Raw genomic sequence first — 26,513 nt, 5'->3', positions numbered from 1 at the left:
ACATCATGTCATCGGTCTGCATCGCTGGCATCGCACGTGCGGCGCGGCTGCCAGTTCCAGGCGCCTTGCGCGTTGGCCAGACGGACTTGCCAGTGCTGGGTGTCGTCGCTCAGGCAGGTGGCGGTCGCCTGCAGCTGCGTACCGAACCACTGCGGTGCGCTCAGTTCGGCGATGCCGGTCGTGCCATCCCGGCTGAGCAGCATGCTGGTGGTGGAGATCAGCACGCGCTTGTTGAAATCCACAACGCGCCACTGCTCGCCGTCCATGCCGTCGCGTTGCGCAACGGCCAGATAGCGGCTGCGATCCGGCGCGATCACCACCTGGGTACCGCCGGGGAGCTGCGTACCGCTGCGGGTGTCGATCAGCACGCCGGAAAACGTGTCGCCATCGCGGTGATGCAGCAACACGTACGCATCGCGGCGATCGCAATAGCGGTACTCGGCGCCGTCCAGCGGCGCATCGTAGGGCGGGCTGTCGTCGAATACCTGCGTGCCTGCATCGGTTGCCACTTCCAGCCGATGCGCGCCCACGCGCCGCACGCGATCGCCCGCGCCTGCGGCAAGGGCGGCGGCCTCGCGCGTGGCATCGTCCAGATCCGGGCAGTGCAAGGTCACTGCGGTGCGGGCGGGCGTGGTTGCAGCGGCAGCGATCGCTCCGGCACTCGATGACGGGGCGGATGCGGTGTCGCGCTCACAGGCGCCCAGCGCGAGCACTGTGGCAATGGCGGCGCAGCGGACGATGGCGGAAGACGGAAGGGTGGGCATGGCGTTCCAGGAAAAACAGGATCAATCGACCAGCGGGGCTGCAGGTGCCGCATGCGGTCGCGGTCGCAACAGCGCATCGCAGCCGACCGCCATAGCGCCGCCGATGGCATACATCAGCACATCGTGCAGCGTTGCGGTGTTGCCGAGCGCGATATAGGCCGCACTGCCGGGGCGCAGACCAAGCCGGTCGGCCAGATGGATGGCCTGCAAGCCTTCGATCGCGCAGCCGATGCCGATTGCCAGGGTGCAGGCCCATCCCGGCGGGCAGCCAAACACGCCGCGCAGGCCGCAATAGACCAGCGCCACGGCGAGCACATCGCCCAGGCTGCCGCGCACCCACGCACCGCCGATCCAGCCGGTGGCGATCGCCACTTCGATCAGCAACAGCGCCACCGCCACCAACAGGTAGACCGCCCGCGCGCGCAACGACAGCGTGCTCATGGCGTCTTTGCGGGCTGCCGCTGGCGGCCCATGGTGAAAGTGCTGGCAAGTGGAATGCGGATGCCGCGCTGCCGGTCGTTGACGGTGACCTGCACCTGCCAGCGGCCGGGCGGGTCGCTCGCCTCCGCACGCACGGCCAGGCTGACCTGCGCCAGATACACATGGCGCGGGTCGCCTTCGATACCCGTCTGCAGGCACGGCGCATCGACAGTGTTCTGCTCGGCATGCCCGGTGGGGTCGATGACGCGGATGCTGCACACCACATCGGCGCGGCGTTGCGCATCCAGCCCCGGATTGGACAGAAAGATCAGCACGAACATCGTATCGCCGGTCGCGACATGGTCGACCTCGTTGAAGTGCGGGGCGGTGTCGCTGGGCGTGTTCCACTTCTGTTGCCAGTCCGCATCCGGTGTCAGCAACAGGCCGGCGCCCATGTCCTGCACGGTCTTGCGGCTGGGCGATTCTGCAACCGACTCGCCCTGGGCATTGATCCACCCCGATTGCGCCATGCCCGACAGCGGCAGCAACCCGAGGGAGGCAGCGATGATGGATGATCCCAGGCGGGGTAGCAGGCGCATCGGCAGTCCTTGCGAGTGATGCCGGCAGGCTGCCGGCGATGGTGGAGACGCAGGCCGATGCACGCGCGTGCCTGCGTCGGCAAAACCATTGCGATACACGTGCATCGACGCAGGCAGCACTTGCAGCAGCTGAATGGAACAAGCGGTCCACAGCGCAGCGGCCGGCGTGAACCAGGCGCAGTGTACGAGGCGTACATGTCGATTCAGAGCGCCGGCTGCGCCTGTCTGGCGCAGCCCAGACGTGGTGTCGTTGGCGAGGCCTATTTCAGATACGCACGCGGTAGTGGCCCAGCCTGCTGCAGGTAGCGGTCGCGCAGTTCGGTCTGGCGCGAGCGCATCGGCATTTCGCGCCCGCCCAACCAGAGCTGTTCGGCGTAGTGCGCAACATCCAGCGGGTCGCCTTCCCACAGCACCAGGTCGGCCTGCTTGCCCACCGCGATGCTGCCGATACGATCGGCCACGCCGAAGATCTCTGCAGGCACGCGGGTCAGACCGGCCAGACCGGATTCCCACGGCAGGCCGTTGGCCACCGCATTGCCGGCCAGCTGGCGCAGCTTGCGTGCGTTGTGCGAGGCATCGCCGCTCTGGCTGAAGCTGACCTCCACTCCGGCCGCGCGCAGGCGCGCGGCATTTTCCAGCGTGGCGCCGATCTGATCGAAGGTGGCCGGCAGATCGGCCAATGCATTGACCAGCACCGGCACCCTGGCCTGCGCCAGTTGCGGCGCCAGCTTCCAGGCTTCGGCGCCACCGGCGATGGCGATGCGCACTTTCTCGCGCTGTGCCCAGCGCAACAACTGGCGGATGTCGGCCGCGCGTTCCACCTGCACCACGATGCGACCTTGCCCGGCCAGATAGCTGGCCAGCACGCGGCGGCCCATCGGGGTCAGCAAGGCATGCGGCGAATCGGCCGGGACGCGGCCGCGCGCTTCGGCCACCAGCTGATCGAGCAGCATCCATTGCGCCGCTCGCGAGCTTCCGGTGAGATCGGACGCCGCCGCGCCGATGCGGATGAACAAGGCATGCGGGCCGACCGGGTCCGGGCTGCCGTCCAGCCGCACGATGCCGCCCTGGCCGGCGATGAAGGCGCCGCTGGTGGTGGCGCCGAGCGCGGTGAAGCCGATGCCTTCCACACGCGCCACCGGCACCAGCACCGAGTCGGGGTTGTAGGCCAGGGTGACGTCGAACTCGGGGCGCATCGGCTGCTCGGCCAGCTTGATGCCGCTGTCCACGGTGCTGTCTTCGCCGGATACCTCTTCGATACCGATCTCGGTGATGCCGCCGAACAAGGCCGGCGTCAGCGGGCGTCCCTTGGCATCGATCACGCGAGCATCGGCTGGCGCGGCGAGGTTGCTGCCGATCGCGCGGATCACGCCGTTTTGCACCAGCACATCGGTGTGCTGCAGCGTGCCCTGCGCGGTGGCGGTGTGCACGGTGGCATCGCGGATCAGCACCTGCTGTGCGACTGCAGGCACGGCCAGTGCGGCCATCACCAGCGCGGCCAGCGCGCGCAGGCCCGAGCGTGCGAACGCGGCGCGGCTCATCGTGCCACCTCCTGGCCCAGCATGAAGTCCGACACCGGCTGCAGTGCGCGGTCATGCCGGTCGTAGACCTGCGCACCGTCGATGTAGACCTGTTCGGCCAGCGCGTAGGAGCTGAAAGGATTGCCGTTCCACACCACCACATCCCCCATCTTGCCCGGCTCCAGCGCACCGGTCTGTTTCTCGATACCCAGCGCCTTGGCGGCGTTGCTGGTGAGCCAGCGGATCGCGCGTTCGGGCGCGATCTCGGTGCCGCTGCGGCGTGCGTTGGCGATCACCTTGGCGGCCTCCTGGTTCAAGCGCTGAATGCCTTCTTCCGAATCCGAATGCACGATGGCGCAACTGTTGGCCGGCCGGTCGACCATGGCGATGTTTTCCTGGATGCCGTCGAAGGCTTCCATCTTGAAGCCCCACCAATCGGCCCACAGCGCGCCGCAGACGTTTTCCTGCGCCAGTCGGTCGGCCAGCTTGTAGGCCTCCACGCCGTGATGGAAGGCGGCGATGTGGAAACCGAATTCCTTGGACAGGTCGAGCATGGTCGCCATCTCGTCGGCGCGGTAGCAATGGATGTGCACGCGGATATCGCCATTGATGGCGCCGGCCAGCGTGTCGAGTTTGAGATCGCGCTTGCCGCCGGCATCCCCGCTGCTGTCGTTGTCGCCGCCGCGGCTCCACCAATGCCGCTTCTTCTCGGTCTTCTTCTTCGGTGCGTTCTTCTGCAGATATTCGGCCGCATCGATGAAGGCGGCGCGGTAGCCGGCCACGTTGCCCATGCGGGTGGCGGGGCCGCCCTTTTCGCCGTACACGCGCTTGGGGTTTTCGCCGCAGGCCATCTTCAGGCCCCACGGCGCGCCGGGAAACTTCATGCCCTGGTAAGTGGTCGAGGCCACGTTCTTGAGCGTGACGCCGCGCCCGCCGATCAGGTTGGCCGAGCCCGGCAGGATCTGCAGCGAGGTGATGCCGCCGGCCAGCGCGGTGCCGAAGCCCGGGTCCTGCGGCCAGATCGAATGCTCGGCCCAGACGTTGGGCGTGACCGGTGCGGTCATCTCGTTGCCGTCGCTGTGCGCGCTGACGCCGGGGCTGGGATAGACGCCCAGATGCGAATGCACGTCGATGATGCCGGGGGTGACCCACTTGCCGGTGCCATCGATGCGGCGCGCGTCGGCGGGCGCCTGCAATGCGCGGCCCACCGCGGCCACCTTGCCGTCGCGCAGCAGCACATCGGCATCGTCCAGCCGCTCGCCGGTGCCGGTCAGCACCGTGGCGTGCTGGATCAGCACCGGACCGGACGCAAGCGCGCGGTAGGTGCTGGGGTAGGGGTCTTGCACAAACCGCGATGCTGCAGACGCAGGCCCGCACAGCAGCGCCGCGCCAAGGGCGGCGAACAGGATGGAACGCATGGATTTCCCCGGTGAAACGAAAACGTAGGCCGCAAACCTAGCCGCCAGCGCCGTGCTTGCCAAGTGCTGAAGGTGCGGTTGCGGCTGCTTCATCACATGCAAGCGTGCATGCTGTGCCGTATTCCTCAGGGGGAGCGTCGATGATTGCCAAAACAGAGCGCAACAAACAGGCCGACGTGGTGCTGGCCTTCTGGGAGCTGGCCGGCTCGGCACGCTGGTTCACGCATAACGATGCGTTCGATGCCAATTTTCGCCAGCACTTCAGCGAGCAGCATTTTGCTGCCGCGCGGGGCGACTATGCGCATTGGATGGCGCGTGCCGAAGATGCGCTGGCGCTGCTGATCCTGCTGGATCAGTTTCCGCGCAACGCGTTCCGGGGCAGTGCGCATGCCTATGCGACCGACGGGCTGGCGTTGCGTTATGCCAAGCAGGCGCTCGACCATGGGTTCGACCAACAGGTGTCTGCGCAACTGCGGCTGTTTTTCTATCTGCCGTTCGAGCACGCAGAAGATCTACAGGAGCAGGCGCGCGCCATGCAGCTGATCGCGGCCCTGGACGATGCCCAGACGACGCATTGGGCGCAGGAGCATCAGCAGATTATCCAGCGCTTCGGGCGTTTTCCGCATCGCAATGCAGTACTGGGACGCGAGACCACCGCAGAGGAACAGCAGTTTCTCGACGAGGGCGGATTTGCCGGATGAGCGCTGACGTGGCGTGCGTGCGCCACGCGGCTTGATGGGATCGGCGCCGGTGCGCAATGGCGCAACCGGCATCGTGCGTGCGCAACAAGGGCGATCAGCAGCCGCCCGGCAATCCTTCCGAGCGCCAGCCGGCGCCTTCGCCGAGCAGCAGATAGAACCCGTAGCTTTCGTAGCCGCTTTCCGACAGCACGAAGTCCAGCGTGCCATTGCCGTCGATATCGCCGAACTGCAGCAGGTGCGTCCGCAGCGGCAGGTCTTCGCAATCATCGCAGCCGCTGGCCGCGCTGCCCCGGCGGAACTGCCAGCGGCTGCCGTCGTGCTCGAAGATCGCTAGCACCACGAGTACGCCGGTCGGGTTGTCCGGATTGCCGGTCTTGGTCGGGTGGTTTGCGGTGAGCACCGCCACGCGCCGCTGCGGCTGCTGTGTATCGGTCACGATCTGCAGCGACGCTGCGTCCTGCGCGCGGTCCGCCTCGAAGGCCGCCAGCGCTTGGGCCAGCGCCGCCGGCTTGACGGTCTTGCGCAGCTGCGTGGTGTCGCCCACCTGACGCAGCAACTGTGCCTGTTCGGCAGCGGTGGCGGCGCGGCCGACGAAACGCTTGCCCGGATTCAGATCCACCGTCGACAACAGCGGCGAGTGCGTCAGGGTGGGATTGCCCTTCAAGCGCAGTTTCGAAGTGCCGCCGCACATGCTGTTGTCGTCCACGCTCAGCGCGGCAAGCCGCACGTTGGCGGTGGAAACGCCATTATCGAAGGCCTGCAGCGGTTGGTTCACCAACGACTTGGGCACGGTGGAGTCTTTCGCCACGCCCTTGCCCAACCACACCGGGATGTATTCCAACGGGTCGTCGGACGGCTGGCTGTCGTAGGTCGGCACCAGCAGCACGGCGCGGGTGGGGTCGGCGGCATGTGCGGCCAGTGGCAACAGGGCGGCCAGGGCGAGCGCGATCAGACGGGTGTGCATGTGGCGAAGTCCTTGCAGGTGTCGATCCATGAAAAAACGGGCGCTCCATGGAGCGCCCGTTTCGGTATGCAGCGGTGCGTGGCGTCGGTCGCCGCGCTCAGTATTTCGCCACGCCGTTGTCCACCTCGTCCGACCAGGCGTCGATGCCGCCAGTGACGTTGTAGACGTTGCTGAAGCCCAGCCCGCGGAAATGTTCGGCCGCCTGCAGGCTACGGCCGCCGCGGTGGCACAGGAACGCCAGCGGGGTGTCCTTGGGCAGCTGTTCGATGGCGGTGCGCTCGTGCGCGTCCAGGGTGCGGAACGGTGCGTTGACCGTGGCCAGCGCACGTTCGTCTGCCGGGCGCACGTCCACCAGGGTCAGCGTGCCCGCCTTGAGGCGGTCGTCGGCGTCGCGCACCGACAGCTCCTGCACCGGCTTGGGCGCGTTGGGGTTATCGATAGCCAGGCCGCGGCCGCGGATGTCGTCCACCCAGTCGATGGTGATGCCGTCGGCGCGGCGCGCGCTGGCCAGGTCGAACTGCACGCGCAGGCCGTTGGATTCGGCGGCGATGGCGTTGGGGTTGGTCGGCGCCAGCTGGAAGTTCGGCTGGAAGTTGGCATCGATGGCCAGCGTCAGCGACGCATCCGGCGCATCGGCCAGCGCGCCCTTGAGCATCTCCACCGCGGCCGGGGTGATGGTGATCTTGGGAGGGCTGCGATCCGGCGCCTGCAGGCCGAGCATGCTGCTCAGCTCGCCGCTGTCGGCCATCTGCAGGATGATGTCGCTGCCGCCGATCAGCTCGCCATCCACATACAGCTGCGGAATGGTCGGCCAGTCGCCGTAGGCCTTGATGCCCTCGCGGATCTCCTGGTCGGCCAGCACGTTGACGTGGGCATAGTCGATGCCCAGCCCGTCCAGCACGCCGACCGCCTTGGCCGAAAAGCCGCACTGCGGCATGCCGGGCTGGCCTTTCATGAAGAGCACCACGCGGCTGGATTGCAGCAGCGTATCGATACGGGAACGCAGGGCGGGATCGAGGGACATGGCAGCACTTCGGTGAGAGCGTGGAGACCGGGCATTCTACGCCGCATGGCATCATGCGGCATGACCACGCCGGAAACGCTGTATCGCATCCCTTCCCACCCCTACCGCTGGATGGGTTTGTTCGTCCTCTCGCAGGTCGCGGTGGCGGTGCTGTGGTGGGATCTGGGCTGGGCCTGGGGCCTGCCGGCGCTGCTGGTGTCGCATGCGGGGTTCGTGGTGCCGGTGTTCCTGCCGCGCGCACGTTTGTACGCGCCGGTGCTGGCGCAGCTGCCCGGCGCCGCGCCGCAGGTCTGGCTGACCATCGACGACGGCCCGTCCGACGACACCCCGGCCATTCTCGAACTGCTCGATGCCTACGACGCCAAGGCCACCTTCTTCGTGGTCGGCGCGCGGGCCGAGCAGCGGCCTGAACTGGTGCGCGAGATCGTGCGCCGCGGGCACGGCATCGGCAACCACAGCCATACCCATCCGCAGGCATGGTTCTGGGCATTGGGGCCGCGCCGCATGGCGCAGGAAATCGGCCTGGCGCAGCGCACCCTGGCCAGCATCACCGGACAGGCCCCGCGGCTGTATCGCTCGGTGGTGGGCATGACCAACCCCTTCGTCGCCTCGCCACTGCGCGCGCACGGGCTGACCCGCGTGGCCTGGAGCGCACGCGGCTTCGACGGCGTGCACTGCGAGCCGGACGCCACCATCGCGCGCATCGTGCGCGACCTGCGCCCCGGCGCCATCGTGCTGCTGCACGAAGGTGCTGCGCATGGCCACAACCTGGCCATCCTGCGTGGCGTGCTGGAGGCGATGCGGGTGCGCGGGCTGGTGGGGATCGTGCCCGGAGCGAAGTAACACGCGCGGATGTCGCGTTGCCGTAGGCCTGCAATCGGGATGCGGGCGGTGCAATGGCCCGCGGCATCGACGCACGTGCGCCTTGCTGCAGCCAAACGCGGTCGACCATGCATGGCGTCCACCAATTCCCATACGCGCCGATGGGCTGTCCGGGGCCGTCATTGACGGCGTGACGCGCGGATTCCGTGCCGCAAGCCGACGTGCGTATTGCCGGGCGCCCGCCCGGTACGTCGTGTACCGGAGCAGCCTCTTTGCCGTGGATTGCAGCGCATCCAATGTGCGCCTCTATTGACAGCGCTCCGGCCCGGATCGACCATGCGCGCCCCAGCCAGCTCTTGGGTCGCATCGTGCACGGTGTGGCCGTGCCAGCCTCAGTCGCCGTCATCGACGGCAGTTTCCGATCATGAGGCTGACAGCATGTTCTATCGCCCCGCTTCCGTGCGCGCCGCCGTGCGTGTGGATCTGAGTGTCCCGCGTGCCGGGATGACGCGGTCCTTGCTTGCGCTGGCTTGCGCGTGCCCCGCGCTGGCCGCCGCGCAGGCAAACGCCCGCGATCCGGTCGATCTGGATCGCCTGCAGATCACTGCGCATCGCGGCGCCGCCACCGAAGGCAACGATTCCTACACCGCCGATGTCGCGCGCAGTTCGACCAAGCTGGAGTTGTCGCTGCGCGACACGCCGCAGTCGGTGGTGGTGGTGACGCGCCAGCAGATCGTCGACCGCAACCTGCAATCGCTGCAGGACGTCACCGATACCGTGGCCGGCTTCAATTCGCCCACCTGGGACACCGAGCGCACCTACATCACCGCGCGCGGCTTCGAGGTGGACTACTACCGCATCGATGGCATTCCCACCGACTACAGTGGCGATGTACAGCAGAACATAGCCATCTACGACCGGGTGGAGATCGTCCGCGGCGCCAATGGCCTGACCTCCGGCGCAGGCAGCCCGGCCGCGTCGATCGACCTGGTACGCAAGCATGCCGACAGCGATGTGTTCACCGGCCGCGTCGATCTGTCGGCCGGGCGCTGGGACCGCTATCGCGGCGCCGTCGATGCGCAATCGCCGTTGAACGCCGCCGGCACCGTGCGCGGCCGAGTGGTGACCAGCTATGAGGACAAGCGCTCGTTCCGCGATTACTACAGCAAGCGGTCGTCGCTGTTCTACGGCATCGTCGATGCGGATCTCAGCGATGCCACCAGCGGCTACATCGGCATCAACAAACAGCGCAACGATGGTCGCGGCACCACCTGGGGTGGGGTGCCGGCTTACTTCAGCGACGGCAGCCGCACTGACTTTGCGCGCTCGGATTCGTTCACTCCACGCTGGGCGCGCGGCGTGGCCGATACCACCAACGCATTCGCCGGCCTGACCCATCGTTTCGACAGCGGTGCGCAGCTGCATGTGGAGTATTCGCATCAACGGTTCGAAACCGACTGGAAGTCGGTACTGTTCGGCTATCTCGATTACCCGGACAGGGACACCGGTCTGGGCCTTGCCAGCACCTTTGGAGGGCGCTATCCCACGCTCAGCGCACAGAACAGTCTGGATGCTTACCTCAGCCTGCCGCTGACGCTGTGGGGCCGCGAGCACGAGATCGTGGCCGGCGCCACCTGGATGAATCGCAACCTGCGCAGCTGGTCCAATGCACCGCTGCAACCCTTGGCTGCGGAGAGTGTCTACACCTGGACCGGCACGATGACGCAGCCGCAATGGACCGCGCTCACCAAGGGCGAAGACCGCGATGTGCGCCAGGTGGCCGCCTATGCGGCCGGGCGTTTCCAGCTGAGCGAGACCTTGAAGGCCATCGTCGGCGCACGCATCACCGACTGGAAAAATACCGACCAGCTTGTACCTGCAAATTCGTACGAGCGCCGCGGCCGCACGACGCCGTACGCGGGTCTGATCTTCGATGTGGACGACCGCCATTCGCTGTACGCCAGCTACACCGGCATCTTCAAACCACAGAACAACCGCGACCGCGATGGGCGCTATCTCGCCCCACTTGAAGGCAATAGCTACGAGGTCGGTGCCAAGGGCGAGTATCTAGGCGGCCAGCTCAATGCCGCGTTGGCGCTATTCCGCATTGAGCAGGACAACCTGGCGGTCAACGACCCGGGGCAACTGGTGCCCGGTACCACCACCCAGGCTTATCTCGCCGCCAAGGGCACGGTCAGTCAGGGAGTGGAGTTCCAGCTCGATGGGCAGCTGTCCGAGCAATGGCGGGTCGCGTTCGGCTTTGCCCAGTTCGATGCCAACGATGCCAGCGGTGTCGATGTGAATCCAACCAGCCCGCGTCGCGAAGCTACCTTGTTCACCAGCTGGCAAACCGGCCCGTGGCGCGTGGGCGGTGGGCTGAGCTGGCAGTCGGCCATCCACGAGCTGATGGCGGGGCCGCAAGGCACGACGCAGCGGCTGACCCAGGGCAGCGTGGTGTTGGCCAACGCAATGGCGCGCTACGACATCAACCAGGCCTGGTCGGCGCAGCTCAACGTGCGCAACCTGTTCGACCGCACGTACTACGCCAACATCGTGTATCAAAGCCAGTTGATCTACGGCGACCCGCGCGATGTGGAGCTGACGCTGTCCTGGAAGTTCTGACCTTGCGCAAGACGACAGGCTTTGGCGGCATCGATGCCGCCAAAGGTCCCGCGACGGTTGGCGGGCAGGGACCAGGCGAGATGGTCGTTGTGCATGGCCTTCAACAAAGCAGCCTGCAAACTCTCTGGCGCGGTGCGCTTACCGCTTGCGGCATGGATGCTGCCATCGAGCTTCCACGCACGGATTCACGGCGTGTCCCGTGAGCGGTGAGGGTACCGCGCACTTGGCTAACCAAGCCTTTGCCTGCATCTAAACGACGTAGCGACTCGATGACTTTGTTGTCCCGAAGTGCCTGGTCGGCGCGGGTAGATTCGTTGTAGAGCGGCTGCTCTGCGGCTTGGCTGCATGGTCCTTGCCCGCCCACCATCGCGGGACACGCCGTGAATCCGTCCATGGAGGCTCTTACGCGGCATCCATGCCGCGTAAGGTCCCGCGACGCTGGGCGGGCAAGGACCCGTCGAGATGGTCGGTGTGCTTGGTTTTTCAACAAGGCAACCAGCGGATTCTCTGGTGCGGTGAGGATACTGCTCTCGAACAACGTAGCTCGGGATCATCCGCATCACGTCAACAGCGGCTGTCAAAACGACTGCGCGGCCCGTGCTCGGTGCGGCACGTGCTACGCGTCCAACCCGGTCTCTGCGTGCTATCCACATCCATCCGGCGACCGCGCGTTAGGTCTTGTCAGCCGTTCTGAATCGAGCCAGGCACGTTGTGCACGGCCTCAGCGCGGCTCGGCCACGATCAACCAATTATTGAATGGCGTGTTGCCGTACAACGGCGCAAACGTGGCACGCAGACCGGCGGCATCCAGCTGCGCCTGCAGGCTGTCGCGGGTGGGATAGCTGCGCGGCATACGCTGCATCCAGCCGCTCAGATGCGCCAGCACGTCGGTCACCCGGCTGGTGCGGCCACGGCTGCTCGCATCGCCCAATGCGCTGCGGATCACCAGCTTCGCGCCCGGCGTCAGCATCTGCGCCACGCTGCGCAGCAGGCTGGCCTGCATGTCTTCCTGCAGATATTGCAGCACGTCCAGAATGGTCACGCTGCCGCGGTGTTGCGGCCATGCCACGCTCAGATCGACCACGGCGAACTGCGTATTGCCCAATGCCGAGCGCTGCGCGATGTGTTGCGCGCGGCGGATCTTGGACGCGTCCACATCCACCCCGTGATACGCCAATGCCTGGCCATCGGCACGCAACGCATGCGCGAGCAGGCCCAGCCCGCAGCCCAGATCCAGCACGGGCGCAGTGGTGCTGCGCAATTCGGCCAGCACGCCCGGATACAGGGGATCAGTGCGCAGCTTGGCCTGGGTGTAGTAATAGTCGTAGCGATTGCCCAGCGGATGCGGCGGCAGAAACGCGCGCGCGATCGCCAGCGCCTGCGCGCGGCTCATGGGTTGGGTGGCGGTGCTGTGCAATGTCGTTCCTTGGCAATGAGGCGTGTTGCGCGGCTAGCTTAGAGCATCGCGCGCCGCTGGCAGTGCCAATGCGGTCCAGCGTGCATACATGGCGCCGGAGGGGTGCAGGCCATCGTCGACCAGCATGTCGGCAGCATCGCCGCCATCGCGGCTGGTGGCGGTGATGTCGACAAAGCGCACCGCGCGTGCGGCGCAGCGTTCGGCGGCCACGCTGTTGAAGGCATCGATCTGTGCACCGATCAATGCCGCATCTCCGCCTTGCGCATGCGCAAACGGGGTCAACCCCCAGTCGGGAATCGACAGCACGAACACGCGTGCCGCAAGCCCGCCGGCGAACCCGATTGCACGCTGCAACAACGCATCGAACTGGCTGCGGTACTCGTCCAGCGAGCGCCCGCGGTACTGGTTGTTGACGCCGATCAGCAGGCTGACCAGCTCGAACGGCCCTTGCGGCGCGGCCGCATCGAGACCGGCCTGCAGTTCGTCGGTGGTCCAGCCGGTGGTGGCGATGATCTGCGGAGGCGCCACATTCCACCCGTGGGCACGCAGGCCATCGACCAATTGCACCGGCCAGCGCTGCGCAGGGGCGACGCCTTCGCCAATGGTGTACGAGTCGCCCAGCGCCAGATAGCGCAGTGGCGTGCCGGGCGCCGCCATCAAGCGACGCTGCGCGACTTGAGTGGCACCACCTTGGTCACCGCCTCCGCACGGCGGGCCAGTGCGCGGTCGATGCGCGCGAATACATCGCGCATGACGCTGGCTTCCGGCATCAGGGTCACGCGGAAGTGATGGCGGTACGGCACGTTGAAGCTGGAGCCGGGCACAACCAGCACGCCTTCCTCGTTCATCAGGTCCAGCGCAAACTCATGATCGTCGAAATTGCGCGCGGCCGCACCGACCACCGCCGGGAATGCGTACAGCGCCCCGGCCGGCGCCACCAGCGACAGATGCTCACTGGCCGCACAGGCCTCGATCACCGCACGGCGGGTTTCGTACAAACGCCCACCCGGCGCGCACAGCGCCGAGATGGTGTCCGGGCCGTTCACTGCCGCATCGATGGCGTACTGGCCCGGCACGTTGGCGCACAGGCGCAGCGCGCCGAGCAGATCCATAGCATTGCGCAGGTCGTTGATGCGCGACTGCTCGCCCGACAGCAGCGCCCAGCCCACCCGCCAGCCACAGGCGCGATGCACCTTGCTCAGCCCGCTGAAGGTGATGCACGGATGCGCACCGGCCAGCGGCGCCACCGGCACGAAGGCCGCGCCTTCGTACAGCACCTGGTCGTAGATCTCATCGACCATCAGCAACAGGTTGTGCTTGGTCGCAATCGCCACGATGCGCTCCAGCAACTCGCGCGAGTAACTGGCGCCGCTGGGGTTGTTGGGATTGATCAGCACGATGGCGCGGGTGCGCGAGGACACCAGCGTCTCGATCTCCACCGGATCCGGCTGGAAGCCGTTTTCCGGCGCGCAGCGGTAATACACCGGGCGGCCATCGTTGAGGATGGTGGCCGCCGACCATAGCGGGTAGTCGGGCGAGGGCACCAGTACTTCGTCGCCGGGGTTGAGCAGGGCGCGCAGCGACAGGTCGATCAGCTCGCTGACGCCGTTACCGACGAAGATACGCTCCGGGTGCGCATCGGGGTGCTGGCGCCGCGCATACGCGGTGGCGATCGCCTCGCGCGCTTCCGGCAGGCCCTGCTGATGGGTGTAGGGATCGGTACGGCCCATGTCGTCGGCAATTGCGCGCTGCAGATGCTCCGGCGCACGGAACCCGAAGGCGCCCGGGTTGCCGATATTGAGCTTGATCAGCTTGCGGCCCTGCGCCTCCAGCTCCCGCGCTCGTCGCGCCAGCTCGCCCCGGATCTCGTAGCGGACTTCGGACAGACGCTCGCGGATGGCGAGCGGCTTTTGCGGGGCAGTGGACATGCGACGGGCCGGTTGTAGGCGTGAGGCTTGGCATGGTAGCGGAAATAGGACAGGCGGGCATGCTTGCATCGGCAACGATGTCAAGGGGCGCTTCAGCCCGCGCGCAAGGCCCGATTGCACAAGCCACTGCGTCCAGCCAGCTAGAATCGCCCGATGAGCGACACATCCCCCAGCTACCCCACCCTCCAATCCATCGGCTGGCCCTGGCCCGGGCCGCCGGAAGAAGCGGCCTGGCAGGCGGTGTTTGCCGCGCATCCGCAGGCGTTGCCGGCGCGGGTGGTGGAGCAGCACCGCACCGGTTATGTGGTGGCCGATACGCCGGAGGCTAGTCTCAAGGCCGAATCGTTACCGGAGTGGCAGCGGCCGCGGTTCCCGAGCCATGAGCGGGCGGCGGTGGGCGATTGGGTGCTGATGGAGGGCAAGCGCATCGTGGCGTTGCTGCCGCGGCGCACCTCGATCAAGCGCGGTGCGGCCGGCGAGCATTACCACCAGCAGGTGATCGCGGCCAATATCGATACGGTGTTCATCGTGTGCGGGCTGGATGCGGACTTCAATCCGCGCCGCATCGAGCGCTATCTGCTGCTGGTCGGTGGCGGCGGTGCCGAGCCGGTGGTGGTGCTGACCAAGGCCGATCAGACCGAATACGCCGAGGATGCATTGGCGGTGCTGGAGGAGCTGGAGGCGCAGAACATCCCGCTGCTTGCGGTCAATGCCAAGGATCCGGAAAGCGTGGCGGCGCTGCGGCCGTGGCTGGGCGATGGCCGCACCGCAGTGCTGGTGGGCTCGTCCGGTGCGGGCAAGTCGACGCTGACCAACACCTTGCTCGGCACGCAGAAGATGAAGACCAATGCGGTACGCGAAAACGATTCGCGCGGCCGGCATACCACCACCCATCGCGCGTTGATTCCGTTACCGTCCGGTGCGTGCCTGATCGATACGCCCGGCATGCGCGAGCTCAAGCCGACCGGCGAGGAAGATCTGGCCGAAGGCGGCTTCTCGGATGTGGAGGCATTGGCGGCGCAGTGCCGCTTCAACGATTGCGCGCATATTGCCGAGCCCGGTTGTGCGGTGCGTGCGGCGATCGAGGCCGATACGCTGGATCCGGAGCGCGTTGCCAACTACATGAAGCTGCGTGTGGAAGTGGCCAGCGCGGCCGAAAAACTCGCCACCCGGGTTGCGCAGAACAATCGCGGCAAGGGCTCGGGCAAGCGGCCGGCCAGCGTCGATCGTCCCGGACGGCGCTGATGCCGGCGCGCAAGGGGCCGCCGGACATCGTCCATCACGCGGCGCTGGATGCGCGCCTGGTCAAGGCGGTGCGCGGTGTGCGTCTGCTCGCCCTGGCGAGCTGGCCGCGTGCGTTGCAGGAGCCCTTCCTGCAGAGTGTGGCGCGCGGGCAGCCGGAGCTGCCGCAGGTGGAGTACCCGGCGCTGGATTTCGGCGATACCCGGCGCGAGCTGGCGGCGATCGCCAAGCAGGCCGATCCGCATCACCCGTTGGGCGCCTACCTGATCGACTCGACGCACAGCTGGGGCCTGGCTGCCGGCCTGCTGGAATCGCTGGGCACCCCGGCAGTGAGCGATTACTCGGCGCAGCTGTTCGGTGTGCCGGACGATCCGATGCCGGGCAATGGCCCGAGCACGCGCGAGGCGGCGCGGCATTTCATTCAGATCGCGCAGGAGCTGGACCGCGAACTGCTGGCGCCGGAAGAGCAGGTGCCGGTGTCGGCAACCGCATTACGCATGCAATTGCAGAACGATCTGGATGCGTTTTTCGAAGGCCGCGTCATCACCGTCACGCTCGATCCGGATCTGCTCGCCAAGGCTGCGGCAGGCGCGCACCGGATCCGTTTGCGCAGCGGTGCCACCTTCAGCGATTACGACCGCGCGCAGCTGTTCCATCACGAAGCCCTGGTGCATTCGCTCACCGCGCTCAACGGGCGCGCGCAGGTGCATCTACCCAGCCTGGGCATTTCCTCGCCGCGCACCACCGCCACCCAGGAAGGCCTGGCGACGTTTGCCGAGCAGATCACCGGCAGCATCGATATCGAACGCATGAAGCGCATCAGCCTGCGCATCGAAGCGATTGCGATGGCGCGCGCGGGCGCCGACTTCATCGAGGTGTTCCGTTATTTCACCGTCAGCGGGCAGAGCGCAACCGAGAGTTTTTCGTCAGCGCAACGCGTGTTTCGCGGCGTGCCCACTGCAGGCGGTGGTGCGTTTACCAAGGACACCGTATACCTGCGCGGCCTGGTCGCCGTGCACACCTTTTTCCGGCATGCCTTGCAGCGCGACCAGCTGCAGCTGTGTCGCTATCTGTTCGCCGGCAAGATGGCGCTTGGCGACGTGGCGCGCTTTGCGCCCTTGTTCGATAGCGGGGTGTTGGTCGCGCCGCGCTGGCTGCCGCCGTGGGTGAGCCGGGTCAGCGGGCTGGCCGGCATGCTGGCGTTTTCGTTGTTCGCCAATCGCATCCGCATGGATCAGTTGCAGCCGCCGGCAATGAATGTCTGAGATGACACACTGCGTCCGATGCGTGCATGTTCGCGATCACATGGTGATCGCGTCGGTGAACCTGCGCATGCAAACCCGCGCGCTCTACACGAGGTTGCAACGAGCCGGACTGCACACTGCACGCCTCGCCCGATCCGGGCTACAACACGAGGCAATGCGATGAAAATCTTGATGGTGCTCACGTCTCACGACCAGCTGGGCGATACCGGCAAGAAGACCGGCTTCTGGCTGGAAGAATTCGCCGCGCCGTACTACGTCTTCAAGGACGCCGGTGCCGACATCACCGTGGTCTCGCCCAAGGGCGGCCAGCCGCCGCTGGACCCGAAGAGCGACGAACCCGATGCGCAGACCGAAGCCACCAAGCGCTTCAAGCAGGATGCCGATGCGCAGAAGGTGCTGGCCACCACGCATCGCCTTGCCGATGTCAAAGCAGAGGATTTCGATGCGGTGTTCTACCCGGGCGGTCATGGCCCGTTGTGGGATCTGGCCGAAGACAAACAGTCGATCGCGCTGATCGAAGCCTTTGCCGCAGCCGACAAGCCGCATGGCCTGGTCTGCCACGCACCAGGCGCACTGCGTCACGTCAAGGGCAGCGATGGCAAGCCGCTGGTCAACGGCCGGCGCGTGACCGGCTTCACCAATGGCGAAGAAGAGGCGGTCGGTCTGACCAAGATCGTGCCGTTCCTGGTCGAAGACGTGCTCACCGAACTCGGTGGAAAGTACGAGAAGAAAGCCGATTGGGCGGTGCATGTGATTACCGATGGCACCTTGGTAACCGGCCAGAATCCGGCCTCATCGGAAAAGACCGCGCAGACCTTGCTCACGCTGTTGAAGGGCTGAGCGAGAGCGGCCAGGAAAGATGGCGGGCAGCTGTCAGGCGTGGACGTCGTGCAGGAACTTGCACATACGAGTGGTACATGTCGATTCCGAGCACTGCCCGCGTGAACCTGGCCGCTGCGCAATAGGCTTGTTGGCCGCTCTTGGCGATTGAAACGTTGTTGAAGCACTGAGATTAGTGGTTGGCGTACTTGCAGCAGTGCATCGCGGATGCGTGTGGCTGCTGCAGCTTCGAGCTCGATCGCGTCAGTATGGCTGCCAAGTGATCGATTCAGTAAGGCCGCCCAGTGATCGATACGGAATCGGCACGTTACCCATCATGGGCGCGCATCGTGGGCGGCCCAGCCAGCCCCGCGCAAGCCACTCTCGCGCCGTAGAGCGAGCACGCTTGGCGCCGCTGCAGCAACGCGCGCGCGGCGCCGTTTACCCTTCTCCCGCCGGGAGAAGGGTTGGGGTGAGGGGGCAGCCGACGCACCGACCAAGATCCCGCACCCGCTTCGCTCAGGCAAAACGCTCCAATCAGCTCCTGCATTGCAGGCAGCGCGGGATGCAGGTCATCGACCGACACCCTGCACCTACCTCGCTCAGTCGATACGCTCCAGCCAGCGCACCGCATACCCCGGCAACGCCAGGCGCAGGTCATCGCCCAGCGGCTGTGTCACCGCATCTGGCAGGTCTGCCAATACCTGCCACCGCCCACTCAGCCTGCCTGCAAGCACTACATCGAGCGCTTGTGCGCTGAAGTTGTGGACGGCAATAAAGCGATCGCCGCGCGTCAGTGCAAACAATTGCGGGGTGTCCAACGCCACACTGCCCAACGATTGATCCGACGCAAGCGCCGGTAATGCGGCGCGTTGCTGGATCAATGCGTGCAAACGTTGGTAGACCTGTCCGCTCACGCTGCTGCTGTCGTGGCGCTGCGCTGCGCGTTGCCAGTCCATCGCCGGGCGATGCAACCAGCGGCCTTCGTGCTGGCGCTCCATATCCAGTTGGTAGCTGAGGTCGTTGGGTAATGCGAGTTCGTCGCCCATGTAGATCAGCGGCACGCCCGGCATCGCCAGGGCGATGGCATAGAGCAGCACCAATCGATCCACTGCGCTGCGCAACGCCGCTGCATCGCCGGTCTCCTGCGCCGCCTGGATGCCGGCGAGTGCGGCGGCCATGCCGTTGGTACCGTGCACGCCGTCGCCGCTGCTCTGGAAACTCTCGCCGCGTGCGTAACTGCCGGGCGATTCGTTGGCGTAGAAGCGCGCCACGTCGCGCAACGAGAAGGGCGGCTGCACGGCGTTGCCTGACGCTTCGTGCTGCAACACGTTCCAGCCGATGTCGTCGTGGCAGCGCACATAGCTCAACCACGCGCAGTTGGCCGGCAGTGGCGGGCTATGCGCGATGACGTTGTGCAGGATGTCGCCGCGTTGCAGCGCCAAGGCCGACCATCCGGCTGCCATCAGCGTGCTGTGATACGCCAGATGGCATTCGTGGCCCTGGTCTGCGCCGCTGCCGAAGTAGGGAGGCAGGTCGGCCATCGGCACGATGGCCTCGGCCTTCATCGCCACCGACGGCGCGACGATGTCGGCAACCGCACGCAGCGCGACCAGCAAGGTATGCGCTTCGGGCTGGTTCATGCAGTCGGTCCCGGTGCGCTTCCATAGATAGGCGGTGGAATCCAGACGGAACGCCTCCACTCCCAGGTTGGCCAGCTGCAGCATCGCCAACGCCATCTCGCCGAACACCGCCGGGTTGCTCCAGTTCAAATCCCATTGGTAGGGATAGAACGTGGTCCACATCCATTGCGCGGTGTCCTCCACCCAGGTGAAATTGCCTGGTGCGGTATGCGGAAATACCTGCCCCAGCGTTGTTTCGTACTGATCGGGCAGGCTGCGGTCGGCGAAGTGGTGGTAGTAGTCCAGATAGCGTGCATCGCCTGCGCGTGCAGCCCTTGCCCAGGCGTGATCGTCTGCGGTGTGGTTGAGCACGAAGTCCGCACACAGACTGATGCCGGATGCGCGCAGTCGCGTGGTCAGGGCGACCAGGTCGTCGTTGCTGCCCAGGCTGGGCTCGACCTGGCCATAGTCGCTGACCGCGAAGCCGCCGTCGTTGTCGCCGGCGCGTGCGCGCAGGAACGGCAGCAGGTGCAGGTAGCGCACGCCCAGCTCCTGCAGATACGGCACGCGTTCGGCCACGCCCTGCAAGGTGCCGGCAAAGCGGTCCACGTAGGCGCTGTAGCCCAGCATGTGCTGTGCGCCGAACCAGCCAGGCTTGCGGGTGGCATCGAGCTGTTGCAATGCCTGGGGGCGTTGTTGCGCGCTGCTGCCGAGGGCGCCCAGCCACTGTGTCAGCCACGCCGCGTAATCGGGACGTTGCCCATACAGCGACTGCAGCGCATGCAGCAGGCGTGGTGCGTGTCGGTCGAAACGCGTCAGCAACGCGGTGGCGCGCTGTGCATCCAGCGATGCGGCAAAGGCCGCGCGCAGAGCGGTGGAATCGGTGAGGGAGGTGCTCATTGGAAGCCGCCGGGCCCGGGCCCGGCGCGGGGTCCTTAGAAGTCGTAACGCAGGCTGAGGCTGGTGGTGCGGCCGGCAATCGAGCGCGCGCGGATGATGCCGTTGGCCGGAATCGTGGCTTCTTCGGCTTCGGTCAGACCAAATGTGTTGAACAGGTTGTTGACGTTGAGCGCAACGGTAAGCGAATCGGTCACGCGGTAGTCGCCGAACAGGTTGACCTGCGTGTAGCCGGGCATCTTCAGCTGGTTGGAATCCTGCGTATAGGCGTCGGTGGTGCCGATCAGATTCACGCCGAACTGGTAGCCGTCGCCGCGATAGCTTGGGGTGAGCTGCCAGACGACATCGGCCTGGCGACGCGGCACATTGCCGGTGTTTTCCGGGGTGATCTGGTCGCGGGAAATCTCCGCATCGGTCCAGGTCAGGCCACCGTTGACGGTAAAGCCCTCGTAGCGGTAGCTGGCTTCCAGCTCCACGCCGTGGGCTTCGTAGCTGCGGTTGAAGAAGCGCTGGCTGGTGACTTCGAAGTTCTGCTCCTGGGTGCGTGCGGAGAACGCGGTGGCGAACAGGCTCAGCCCGTCGCGACGCCACTTCAGGCCGGCTTCGGCCTGGCGCACCACGTTGACGCCCTCGTCGGAGGACACCGAGCCATCGTCGCGCACCACGCCGAACAACAGGCGGTCGGCATTGGCGCGTGCGCCGCGGCTGATGCGTGCGAAGGCGCCCAGGTCATCGTTGATCAGATAATTGGTCCCCAACGAATACGACAGGTAGTTCCAGTCGTAGTCCACCGGGCGTGCGTTGGCGGTGTCGACCGTGGCCACGCGTTGTTCCACCGGCTGGATCACGCCGTCGCCGTTGACGTCCAGGTTCTGCGCGATCGCGGTGCCGCTATAGCTGCCACGCGCATCGCCCATGTCGTAACGCAGGCTGCCGTCGATGCTGAACTTGCCGCTGTCGAAGGTGAGGGCGAGGTACGGCGCGTTGACGTCGTAGCGCACGTCGTAGCTGCGGGTGATGCAGCAATCGCCCCAGAATGGCGTGCCATACGCATACAAACCGTTCTGCGAGCGCGACACGCCGGCCGCGTCGACCACGTTGAGCAGGCGCGAGTCGCGGCCCAGGCTCTGCACGTAGGAGTTCCAGGTCCAGTCCATGTCGATGGTCTGGCGCGAGCTGTAATAGCCCATGCGCAGATTCAGCGTGCGGCCGTCGCCATCGAACTCGCGCGAGAGGCTGAGGTCGTTGGTGACGTTGCCCAGATCGTTGATGGCGACATTGAACAGATGCGTGCGGATGGCGGTACCGGTGTAGGCCTGGCCGGCATTGGGGCCACCGGCTTCCACCAGCTGCGCGCCGGCACCGCCGATGGACGACGCCAGCGAGGCGGCATCGGTGACTTCGGCCGGGAACGGGCTGACGAAGCGGCCGCTGTTGTCGGCAACGCGGAATTTCTCGCTCAGGTTCCAGCCACTGCCCAGGTCGAACCAGGCTTCGGCGCCGATGGTGCGCGAGATCGGATGCATGCCGTCGCCCAGGTCGGTGCGGCGCGGCCGGTTGTTGCCATCCAGGCCGACATCGGTGCGGAAATTGCGGCTGTACAAGGTGTCGTTGCCCGGATCGAAACCGGGGAAGCCGCCCAGGTCCGGCGAGCCGTCGCGGCCACGCACCGAGGTGGGAACCGGCAGATAGCCGGCGGCGCGGTCGTTGAGGTATTTGCCGTACACACGCACGTAGCCATTCTCGAACAGGCGGGTGAGGTTTGCCTTGAGCTGGCCGCCCTTGTCGGTGGTGTAGCCGGCATCGCGCACGCCGTCGCCCTGGCGGAAGAAGCCGCCGATATTGAACTGCCAGTGCTCGGCGAATGGCGCGCCGTAATTGAAGTCGATACGGGTGTTGTCGTAGTCCAGGCCGCGACTGACGCCGACGCTGCCACCTGCGGTGTCGCCGGTCTTGCTGATGAAGTTGATGATGCCGCCGGGCGCATTGCTGGTGAACGTCGAGGCCGAGCCGCCGCGGATGGCTTCGATGCGATCCATCGTGAAATCCGAGCGCAGGAAGATATCGGCGTTACCGAAGGCGATATCGCCGAACTCCATCACCGGCAGGCCGTCCTCCTGCAGCTGCAGGAACTTGGCGCCACCGGAGGCCACCGGCAGACCGCGCACGGCGATGTTGGCGTTGCCTTCGCCGCCGCTGGATTCGGAGCGGATGCCGGGGATGTTGCGGAAGATCTCGGCAGTGCTGCGCGGCGCCGATTGTTCGATCGCCTCGGCGCCCACGGTGCTGACCGACACGCTGGACTTCAACTTGGTGGTGGCGGTGGAGGTGCCGGTGACGAACACCGAATCCAGATTGACCGCGGCGCTGTCGGCGGCCGGCGGAGCGGCAGGTGCGGCAGCGGTGTCCTGAGCCAGCGCGGCAGGCGCGCACAGGCAGGAAACGACCGCACAGGCCAGGGCATGCAGGCGCAGGGTGTGCAAGGTGGACATTGCGATTCTCTCTCTCACAGGTGGTGGTATGCCGACGCCTGCATCGTCCCCTCCCAGGGGCCGGCCATCTGGCCTGCAGTGCGAGCGCAGTAATACGCCGCACTACAATCGATTGCAATCCTGCACCGCAGCATTTCGAGCGAAGCAATAAAGTCACGATCCTCGTGCAAGCAACTTGTTGCGGCGCAGCGTTACAATCGATTGCATAACCGGCAGGGTACAGTGCGCTGCGGCCACTGGGAGCCGCACCGATGCCCTGGGCCCCGCATGCCGTCGACCGCTCCTCCGCTCTCTTTCGCGCGCATCCTGGCGCTCAATGCCGGTTTCTTCGGTGTGCAATACAGCTTCGGGTTGCAGCAGAGCAACATGAGCCCGATCTACAACTACCTGGGCGCCGATCACGCCAGCCTGCCGTATCTGTGGTTGGCCGGGCCGATCACCGGGCTGGTGCTGCAGCCATTCGTCGGTGCGTGGAGCGACCGCTCGGTGACCCGCTGGGGCCGCCGCATGCCGTACATGGTGCTGGGTGCGCTGGTCTGCAGCCTGTGTCTGCTGGCGATGCCGTTCAGTACGGCGTTGTGGATGGCGGTGTGCCTGCTGTGGGTCCTGGATGCGGCCAACAACGTGGCGATGGAGCCCTATCGTGCGCTGGTCAGCGATGTGCTCTCGCCACCGCAGCGGCCCCTCGGGTATCTCACCCAAAGCGCGTTCACCGGCCTGGCGCAGACGCTGGCGTACCTGACCCCGCCGCTGCTGGTGTGGTTCGGCATGAATCAGGACGCCGCCAACGCGCACCATATTCCCTACGTCACCATTGCCGCGTTCGTGATCGGTGCGGGGTTTTCGGCCGCCTCCATCCTGCTGACCGCGCGCAGCGTGCGCGAGCCGGTCATCCCGCCGGCCGAGATCGCGCGCATGCGTCAGCGCGGTGCCGGCCTGGGCGCAACCGTGCGCGAAATCGTCGGCGCGTTGCGCGCGATGCCGCCCACCATGCGTCAGCTGGCGCCGGTGATGTTGTTCCAGTGGTATGGGATTTTCTGCTACTGGCAATACATCGTGCTGTCGTTGTCGACCACCTTGTTCGGCACCACCGACGCCACCTCGCACGGCTTCCGTCAGGCCGGTCTGGTCAATGGGCAGATCGGCGGGTTCTACAATTTCATCGCGTTTCTGGCGGCATTTGCGATGGTGCCGGTGGTGCGCCGCTTCGGCCCCAAATACACGCATGCAGCCTGTCTGCTGGCCGCCGGCGTCGGTATGTGGGTGTTGCCGGGCATCGAGAACCGCTGGTTGTTGCTGCTGCCGATGATCGGGATTGGCCTGGCCTGGGCCAGCATGATGGGCAATCCGTATCTGATGCTCGCCGACAGCATCCCGCCCGAACGCACCGGCGTGTACATGGGATTGTTCAACCTGTTCATCGTGCTGCCGATGCTGATCCAGATCGTCACCCTGCCGCTGTATTACGAGCGGTTGCTGCACGGCGACCCGCGCAACGTGATCCGCCTGGCCGGCGCGCTGATGCTGGCCGCCGCAGTGGCGATGGTGTGCGTGCGCGTCCACAAGTCGAAAGTGATCCTGGCAGATTCGTAGGACTAGCTGGCTGACATCGCCGGCTGCCGAAGATGCGAGACGTGCATGCCTGCCTGGTTGCCTGGGTTGCCGATTACGGTGGACCGACTGGCCGCCCGCCCCCCTCATCCGCCCTTCGGGCACCTTCTCCCGCAGGCGGGAGAAGGAAGCGGGCTGCCGGCCGGTATCTCCTGATCCTCAATCGCAATCCCGAATCCCGAATCCCCGCCTCACGCCTCACGCCGACTCACGCACCACCAGCTTCACCGGCATCTCCACCGACTCGACGGCTTCGCCTGCGATCAGCGCCAGCAGCCGGTCCACCAGCAAGCGCGCGGCCAGGCCCAGATCCTGCCGCACCGTGGTCAGCGGTGGCTGGCTGTAGGCGGCCAGTGGAATATCGTCGAAGCCCACCAGCGAGATGTCCTGCGGCACGCGGTGGCCGGCTTCGACCAGGGCGCGGATGGCGCCCACGGCGATCACGTCGGAGGCCGCAAACAGGCCATCCGGTGGGTCGGTCTTCTTGAGCATGGCGCGGGTGAGGCGGTAGGCATCTTCGCTGACGAAATGACTGCGCGCATGCAGGCGGGTGTCGAATTCCAGTCCATGCCGCTCCAGGGCGTGACGGTAGCCGGCAAACCGCGGCGCCACTTCCGGCAACTGGTCGTCGCCCAGAAACGCAATGCGCTGGCGGCCGCTGGCGATCAGGTGTTCGGTGGCGAGCGCGCCGCCCTGGAAGTTGTCGCTGCCCACGCTGATGTAGGCCTGGCCATCGATACGGCTACCCCACACGGCCATCGGCAGGCCGTCGCGAGCGGCTTCGTCCAGTGCGGCATGTTCGGAACTTTGCCCGAGCACGATCACGCCATCGGAGCGGCTGCCGCGTGCGAGCTGCTCCACCCAGCCGTCCTGGTGCCGGTCCAGCTTGGACAGCAGCATGCTGTAGCCGCGCCCGGTGAGCTCTTCGGCCAGCAGCGCCAGCATGGTCATCAGGAACGGATCGGACAGCGGTTGATCCAGCGCGTGCATCATCGGCACCGCAACGCTCACGGTGTTGGAGCGTCTGGCGCGCAGGCTGCGTGCCACCGGGTCCACCTGATACCCGGCATCGGCGGCGATCTGCTTGATGTAGGCGCGGGTGCGCTCTGCCACCACCGGGCTGCCAGCCAAGGCGCGCGACACGGTGGACTCGGACACGCCCGCCATGCGGGCAATGTCGGCCATCTGCGGGCGTGCATTGGGCGTGGTGCGTTCTGGAGGTTTGGCCATGGCAGCGCACTGCGGAAAAGCCAGAGTGTAATCAGTTCGCACTAGAGGCGGGTTGTTCGCGTAGTGGCGGTCGCTTGTGCGCAAAGGCGCTGCGCCATTGCGCACACGTGTCCTAGCGCTGCGATTGCGATTGCGTCCTGCATGCCAGTCGGACGCGGCTGCCGGCTGGTGGCTCGCCGGGCAGCGGGACATCAGCAGCCAGGAGCGGCGAACACGAGTTCGCGAGCGGTTGGCAGATCGGGAGGCAGCGTGCAGGACCACAGCGTGGTACCTATCGATCGCGCGCACGGCGCGGCAGTCGTTGGATCAATCGTTCCGCGCGATCGCAGCTGGCTTGCCGATACATGCACGACAGCCGCTTGCAGCCAACGGCCGCTGTCAGCCCATGTACAGACCGCCGTTGACCGCGTAGTCGGCGCCCGTCACATAGGCCGCATCATCGGAGGCCAGCCATGCGCACAGACCGGCGACTTCGACCGGCTTGCCCAGGCGGCGCACCGGCACCGAGGTGGCCAGGCGGTCCAGCACATCCGGCGGAAAACTGCTGATCGAGGCGCTGGCGATATAGCCCGGCGAAATGGTGTTGACGGTGACCCCGCGCGAGGCGACTTCCTGCGCCAGCGCACGGCTGAAGCCATGCATCGCGGCCTTGGCGGTGGCGAAGTTGATCTGCCCGATCTGGCCCTTGTGCGCGCTGACCGAGCCGATATTGACGATGCGTCCCCACCCGCGCGACGTCATGCCATCCACCACCTGTTTGGTGATGTTGAACAGCGAATGCAGGTTGCTGGCGATCACCGCATTCCAGTCGTCGCGCGTCATCTGCCGGAACAAGGTGTCGCGGCTGCCGCCGGCGTTGTTGACCAGGACATCGATCTCGCCGACTTCGGCCTTGACCTTGGCGAAGGCCGCCACCGTGGAACCCCAATCGGCGGCATTGCCTTCGGAGGCGACGAAGTCGAAACCCTGCTCGCGTTGTTCGCGCAACCACGACGCCTTGCGCGGCGAATTGGGTCCGCAACCGGCAACCACGGTGTGCCCGCTGCGTGCGAGCTTCTGGCAGATCGCAGTACCGACGCTGCCCATGCCGCTGGTGACGTATGCGATGCGGAGAGTCATTGCTTGAACTCCTTCGG

At 66.2% G+C, this 26,513-nt stretch carries 21 protein-coding genes; 7 read left to right on the top strand and 14 right to left on the bottom strand.

Translation table 11 applies throughout. The annotated features are described in order from the left end of the window. Positions 1-8: 8 nt before the first annotated feature. The 5 genes from FHY19_RS06050 to FHY19_RS06030 all read right to left on the bottom strand — a co-directional run bounded on the left by FHY19_RS06050 (position 9) and on the right by FHY19_RS06030 (position 4,721). On the bottom strand, positions 9-764 hold the full coding sequence (locus FHY19_RS06050) for a hypothetical protein (protein ID WP_259162997.1): 756 nt from the start codon (positions 762-764) through the stop codon (positions 9-11). A 21-nt stretch (positions 765-785) separates the two neighbouring features. Next, positions 786-1,205: a DUF2809 domain-containing protein gene (locus FHY19_RS06045; protein WP_259162995.1), complete on the bottom strand. Its 420-nt coding sequence runs from the start codon at positions 1,203-1,205 to the stop codon at positions 786-788. Next, the gene (locus FHY19_RS06040) at positions 1,202-1,783 is read right to left on the bottom strand and encodes a hypothetical protein (protein ID WP_259156452.1); all 582 of its coding nucleotides are present in this window, start codon (positions 1,781-1,783) and stop codon (positions 1,202-1,204) included. The genes FHY19_RS06045 and FHY19_RS06040 overlap by 4 nt, the downstream gene beginning before the upstream one ends. Positions 1,784-2,043: 260 nt before the next feature. Beyond that, a complete protein-coding gene (locus FHY19_RS06035; RefSeq protein WP_259162993.1) occupies positions 2,044-3,324 on the bottom strand; it encodes an amidohydrolase family protein in 1,281 nt (426 codons plus the stop codon). After that, complete coding sequence (locus tag FHY19_RS06030; protein ID WP_259156450.1) at positions 3,321-4,721, bottom strand: amidohydrolase; 1,401 nt, start codon at positions 4,719-4,721, stop codon at positions 3,321-3,323. Before FHY19_RS06030 ends, FHY19_RS06035 begins: the two co-directional genes overlap by 4 nt. A 140-nt stretch (positions 4,722-4,861) precedes the next feature. Between FHY19_RS06030 and FHY19_RS06025 the strand changes: the two genes are divergently transcribed. Continuing rightward, complete coding sequence (locus FHY19_RS06025) at positions 4,862-5,422, top strand: DUF924 family protein (RefSeq protein ID WP_259156449.1); 561 nt, start codon at positions 4,862-4,864, stop codon at positions 5,420-5,422. A 94-nt stretch (positions 5,423-5,516) separates the two neighbouring features. Here the strand turns inward: FHY19_RS06025 and FHY19_RS06020 are convergent, their stop codons facing one another. Further along, positions 5,517-6,386, bottom strand: coding sequence for a hypothetical protein (locus FHY19_RS06020; protein WP_259162992.1), 870 nt, complete (start codon positions 6,384-6,386; stop codon positions 5,517-5,519). Between the two features lie 97 nt (positions 6,387-6,483). Next, positions 6,484-7,410 carry a Grx4 family monothiol glutaredoxin gene (gene grxD / locus FHY19_RS06015; RefSeq protein ID WP_259156447.1) on the bottom strand — a complete coding sequence of 309 codons (927 nt, stop codon included), beginning with the start codon at positions 7,408-7,410 and terminating at the stop codon, positions 6,484-6,486. 45 nt (positions 7,411-7,455) lie between these two features. Between grxD and FHY19_RS06010 the strand changes: the two genes are divergently transcribed. Then, a complete protein-coding gene (locus FHY19_RS06010) occupies positions 7,456-8,253 on the top strand; it encodes a polysaccharide deacetylase family protein (protein ID WP_259162991.1) in 798 nt (265 codons plus the stop codon). Positions 8,254-8,670: 417 nt separating this feature from the next. Further along, positions 8,671-10,854, top strand: coding sequence for a TonB-dependent siderophore receptor (locus tag FHY19_RS06005; protein WP_259162990.1), 2,184 nt, complete (start codon positions 8,671-8,673; stop codon positions 10,852-10,854). 721 nt (positions 10,855-11,575) lie between these two features. Here the strand turns inward: FHY19_RS06005 and FHY19_RS06000 are convergent. Genes FHY19_RS06000 through FHY19_RS05990 form a run of 3 tightly spaced genes read right to left on the bottom strand, consistent with a single transcriptional unit; the run spans position 11,576 to position 14,199 of the window. Further along, positions 11,576-12,247, bottom strand: coding sequence for a class I SAM-dependent methyltransferase (locus FHY19_RS06000; protein ID WP_259156974.1), 672 nt, complete (start codon positions 12,245-12,247; stop codon positions 11,576-11,578). A 57-nt stretch (positions 12,248-12,304) separates the two neighbouring features. After that, a complete protein-coding gene (locus FHY19_RS05995) occupies positions 12,305-12,928 on the bottom strand; it encodes an SGNH/GDSL hydrolase family protein (protein WP_259162982.1) in 624 nt (207 codons plus the stop codon). Continuing rightward, positions 12,928-14,199 (bottom strand): pyridoxal phosphate-dependent aminotransferase, encoded by a 1,272-nt coding sequence (locus FHY19_RS05990; protein WP_259162980.1) that lies wholly within the window; start codon positions 14,197-14,199, stop codon positions 12,928-12,930. Before FHY19_RS05990 ends, FHY19_RS05995 begins: the two co-directional genes overlap by 1 nt. A gap of 153 nt (positions 14,200-14,352) precedes the next feature. Here FHY19_RS05990 and rsgA point away from each other — a divergent pair, with 153 nt between their 5' ends. From rsgA to FHY19_RS05975, 3 genes are all read left to right on the top strand, one after another. Further along, entirely contained in the window at positions 14,353-15,444 is a 1,092-nt protein-coding gene (gene rsgA, locus FHY19_RS05985) for a ribosome small subunit-dependent GTPase A (protein WP_259162978.1), read from the top strand. Then, positions 15,444-16,706 carry a flavohemoglobin expression-modulating QEGLA motif protein gene (locus FHY19_RS05980; RefSeq protein WP_104621870.1) on the top strand — a complete coding sequence of 421 codons (1,263 nt, stop codon included), beginning with the start codon at positions 15,444-15,446 and terminating at the stop codon, positions 16,704-16,706. The genes rsgA and FHY19_RS05980 overlap by 1 nt, the downstream gene beginning before the upstream one ends. A gap of 159 nt (positions 16,707-16,865) precedes the next feature. Further along, positions 16,866-17,546, top strand: a complete 681-nt coding sequence (locus FHY19_RS05975; RefSeq protein ID WP_259162969.1) for a type 1 glutamine amidotransferase domain-containing protein — start codon at positions 16,866-16,868, stop codon at positions 17,544-17,546. Between the two features lie 581 nt (positions 17,547-18,127). On the opposite strand, the gene FHY19_RS05970 is transcribed toward FHY19_RS05975, so the two are convergent. Both FHY19_RS05970 and FHY19_RS05965 read right to left on the bottom strand, forming a co-directional pair. Beyond that, complete coding sequence (locus tag FHY19_RS05970) at positions 18,128-20,047, bottom strand: amylosucrase (protein WP_259162968.1); 1,920 nt, start codon at positions 20,045-20,047, stop codon at positions 18,128-18,130. A gap of 35 nt (positions 20,048-20,082) precedes the next feature. Next, positions 20,083-22,536, bottom strand: coding sequence for a TonB-dependent receptor (locus FHY19_RS05965; RefSeq protein ID WP_259162963.1), 2,454 nt, complete (start codon positions 22,534-22,536; stop codon positions 20,083-20,085). Between the two features lie 267 nt (positions 22,537-22,803). Here FHY19_RS05965 and FHY19_RS05960 point away from each other — a divergent pair, with 267 nt between their 5' ends. Continuing rightward, positions 22,804-24,129 carry an MFS transporter gene (locus tag FHY19_RS05960; protein ID WP_259162960.1) on the top strand — a complete coding sequence of 442 codons (1,326 nt, stop codon included), beginning with the start codon at positions 22,804-22,806 and terminating at the stop codon, positions 24,127-24,129. 216 nt (positions 24,130-24,345) lie between these two features. Here FHY19_RS05960 and FHY19_RS05955 read toward each other — a convergent pair whose 3' ends face one another. Both FHY19_RS05955 and phbB read right to left on the bottom strand, forming a co-directional pair. Then, entirely contained in the window at positions 24,346-25,377 is a 1,032-nt protein-coding gene (locus FHY19_RS05955; protein WP_259162951.1) for a LacI family DNA-binding transcriptional regulator, read from the bottom strand. 378 nt (positions 25,378-25,755) lie between these two features. Next, on the bottom strand, positions 25,756-26,496 hold the full coding sequence (gene phbB / locus FHY19_RS05950) for an acetoacetyl-CoA reductase (protein WP_259162950.1): 741 nt from the start codon (positions 26,494-26,496) through the stop codon (positions 25,756-25,758). Positions 26,497-26,513 lie beyond the last annotated feature (17 nt).

Origin of the sequence: Xanthomonas sp. 4461, assembly GCF_024806475.1 — a bacterium.
GTDB classification, from domain to species: Bacteria; Pseudomonadota; Gammaproteobacteria; order Xanthomonadales; family Xanthomonadaceae; genus Xanthomonas; species Xanthomonas arboricola_F.
The sequence above is the reverse complement of the archived record's forward strand: the minus strand, read 5'-3'. Positions and strand labels throughout refer to the sequence as shown.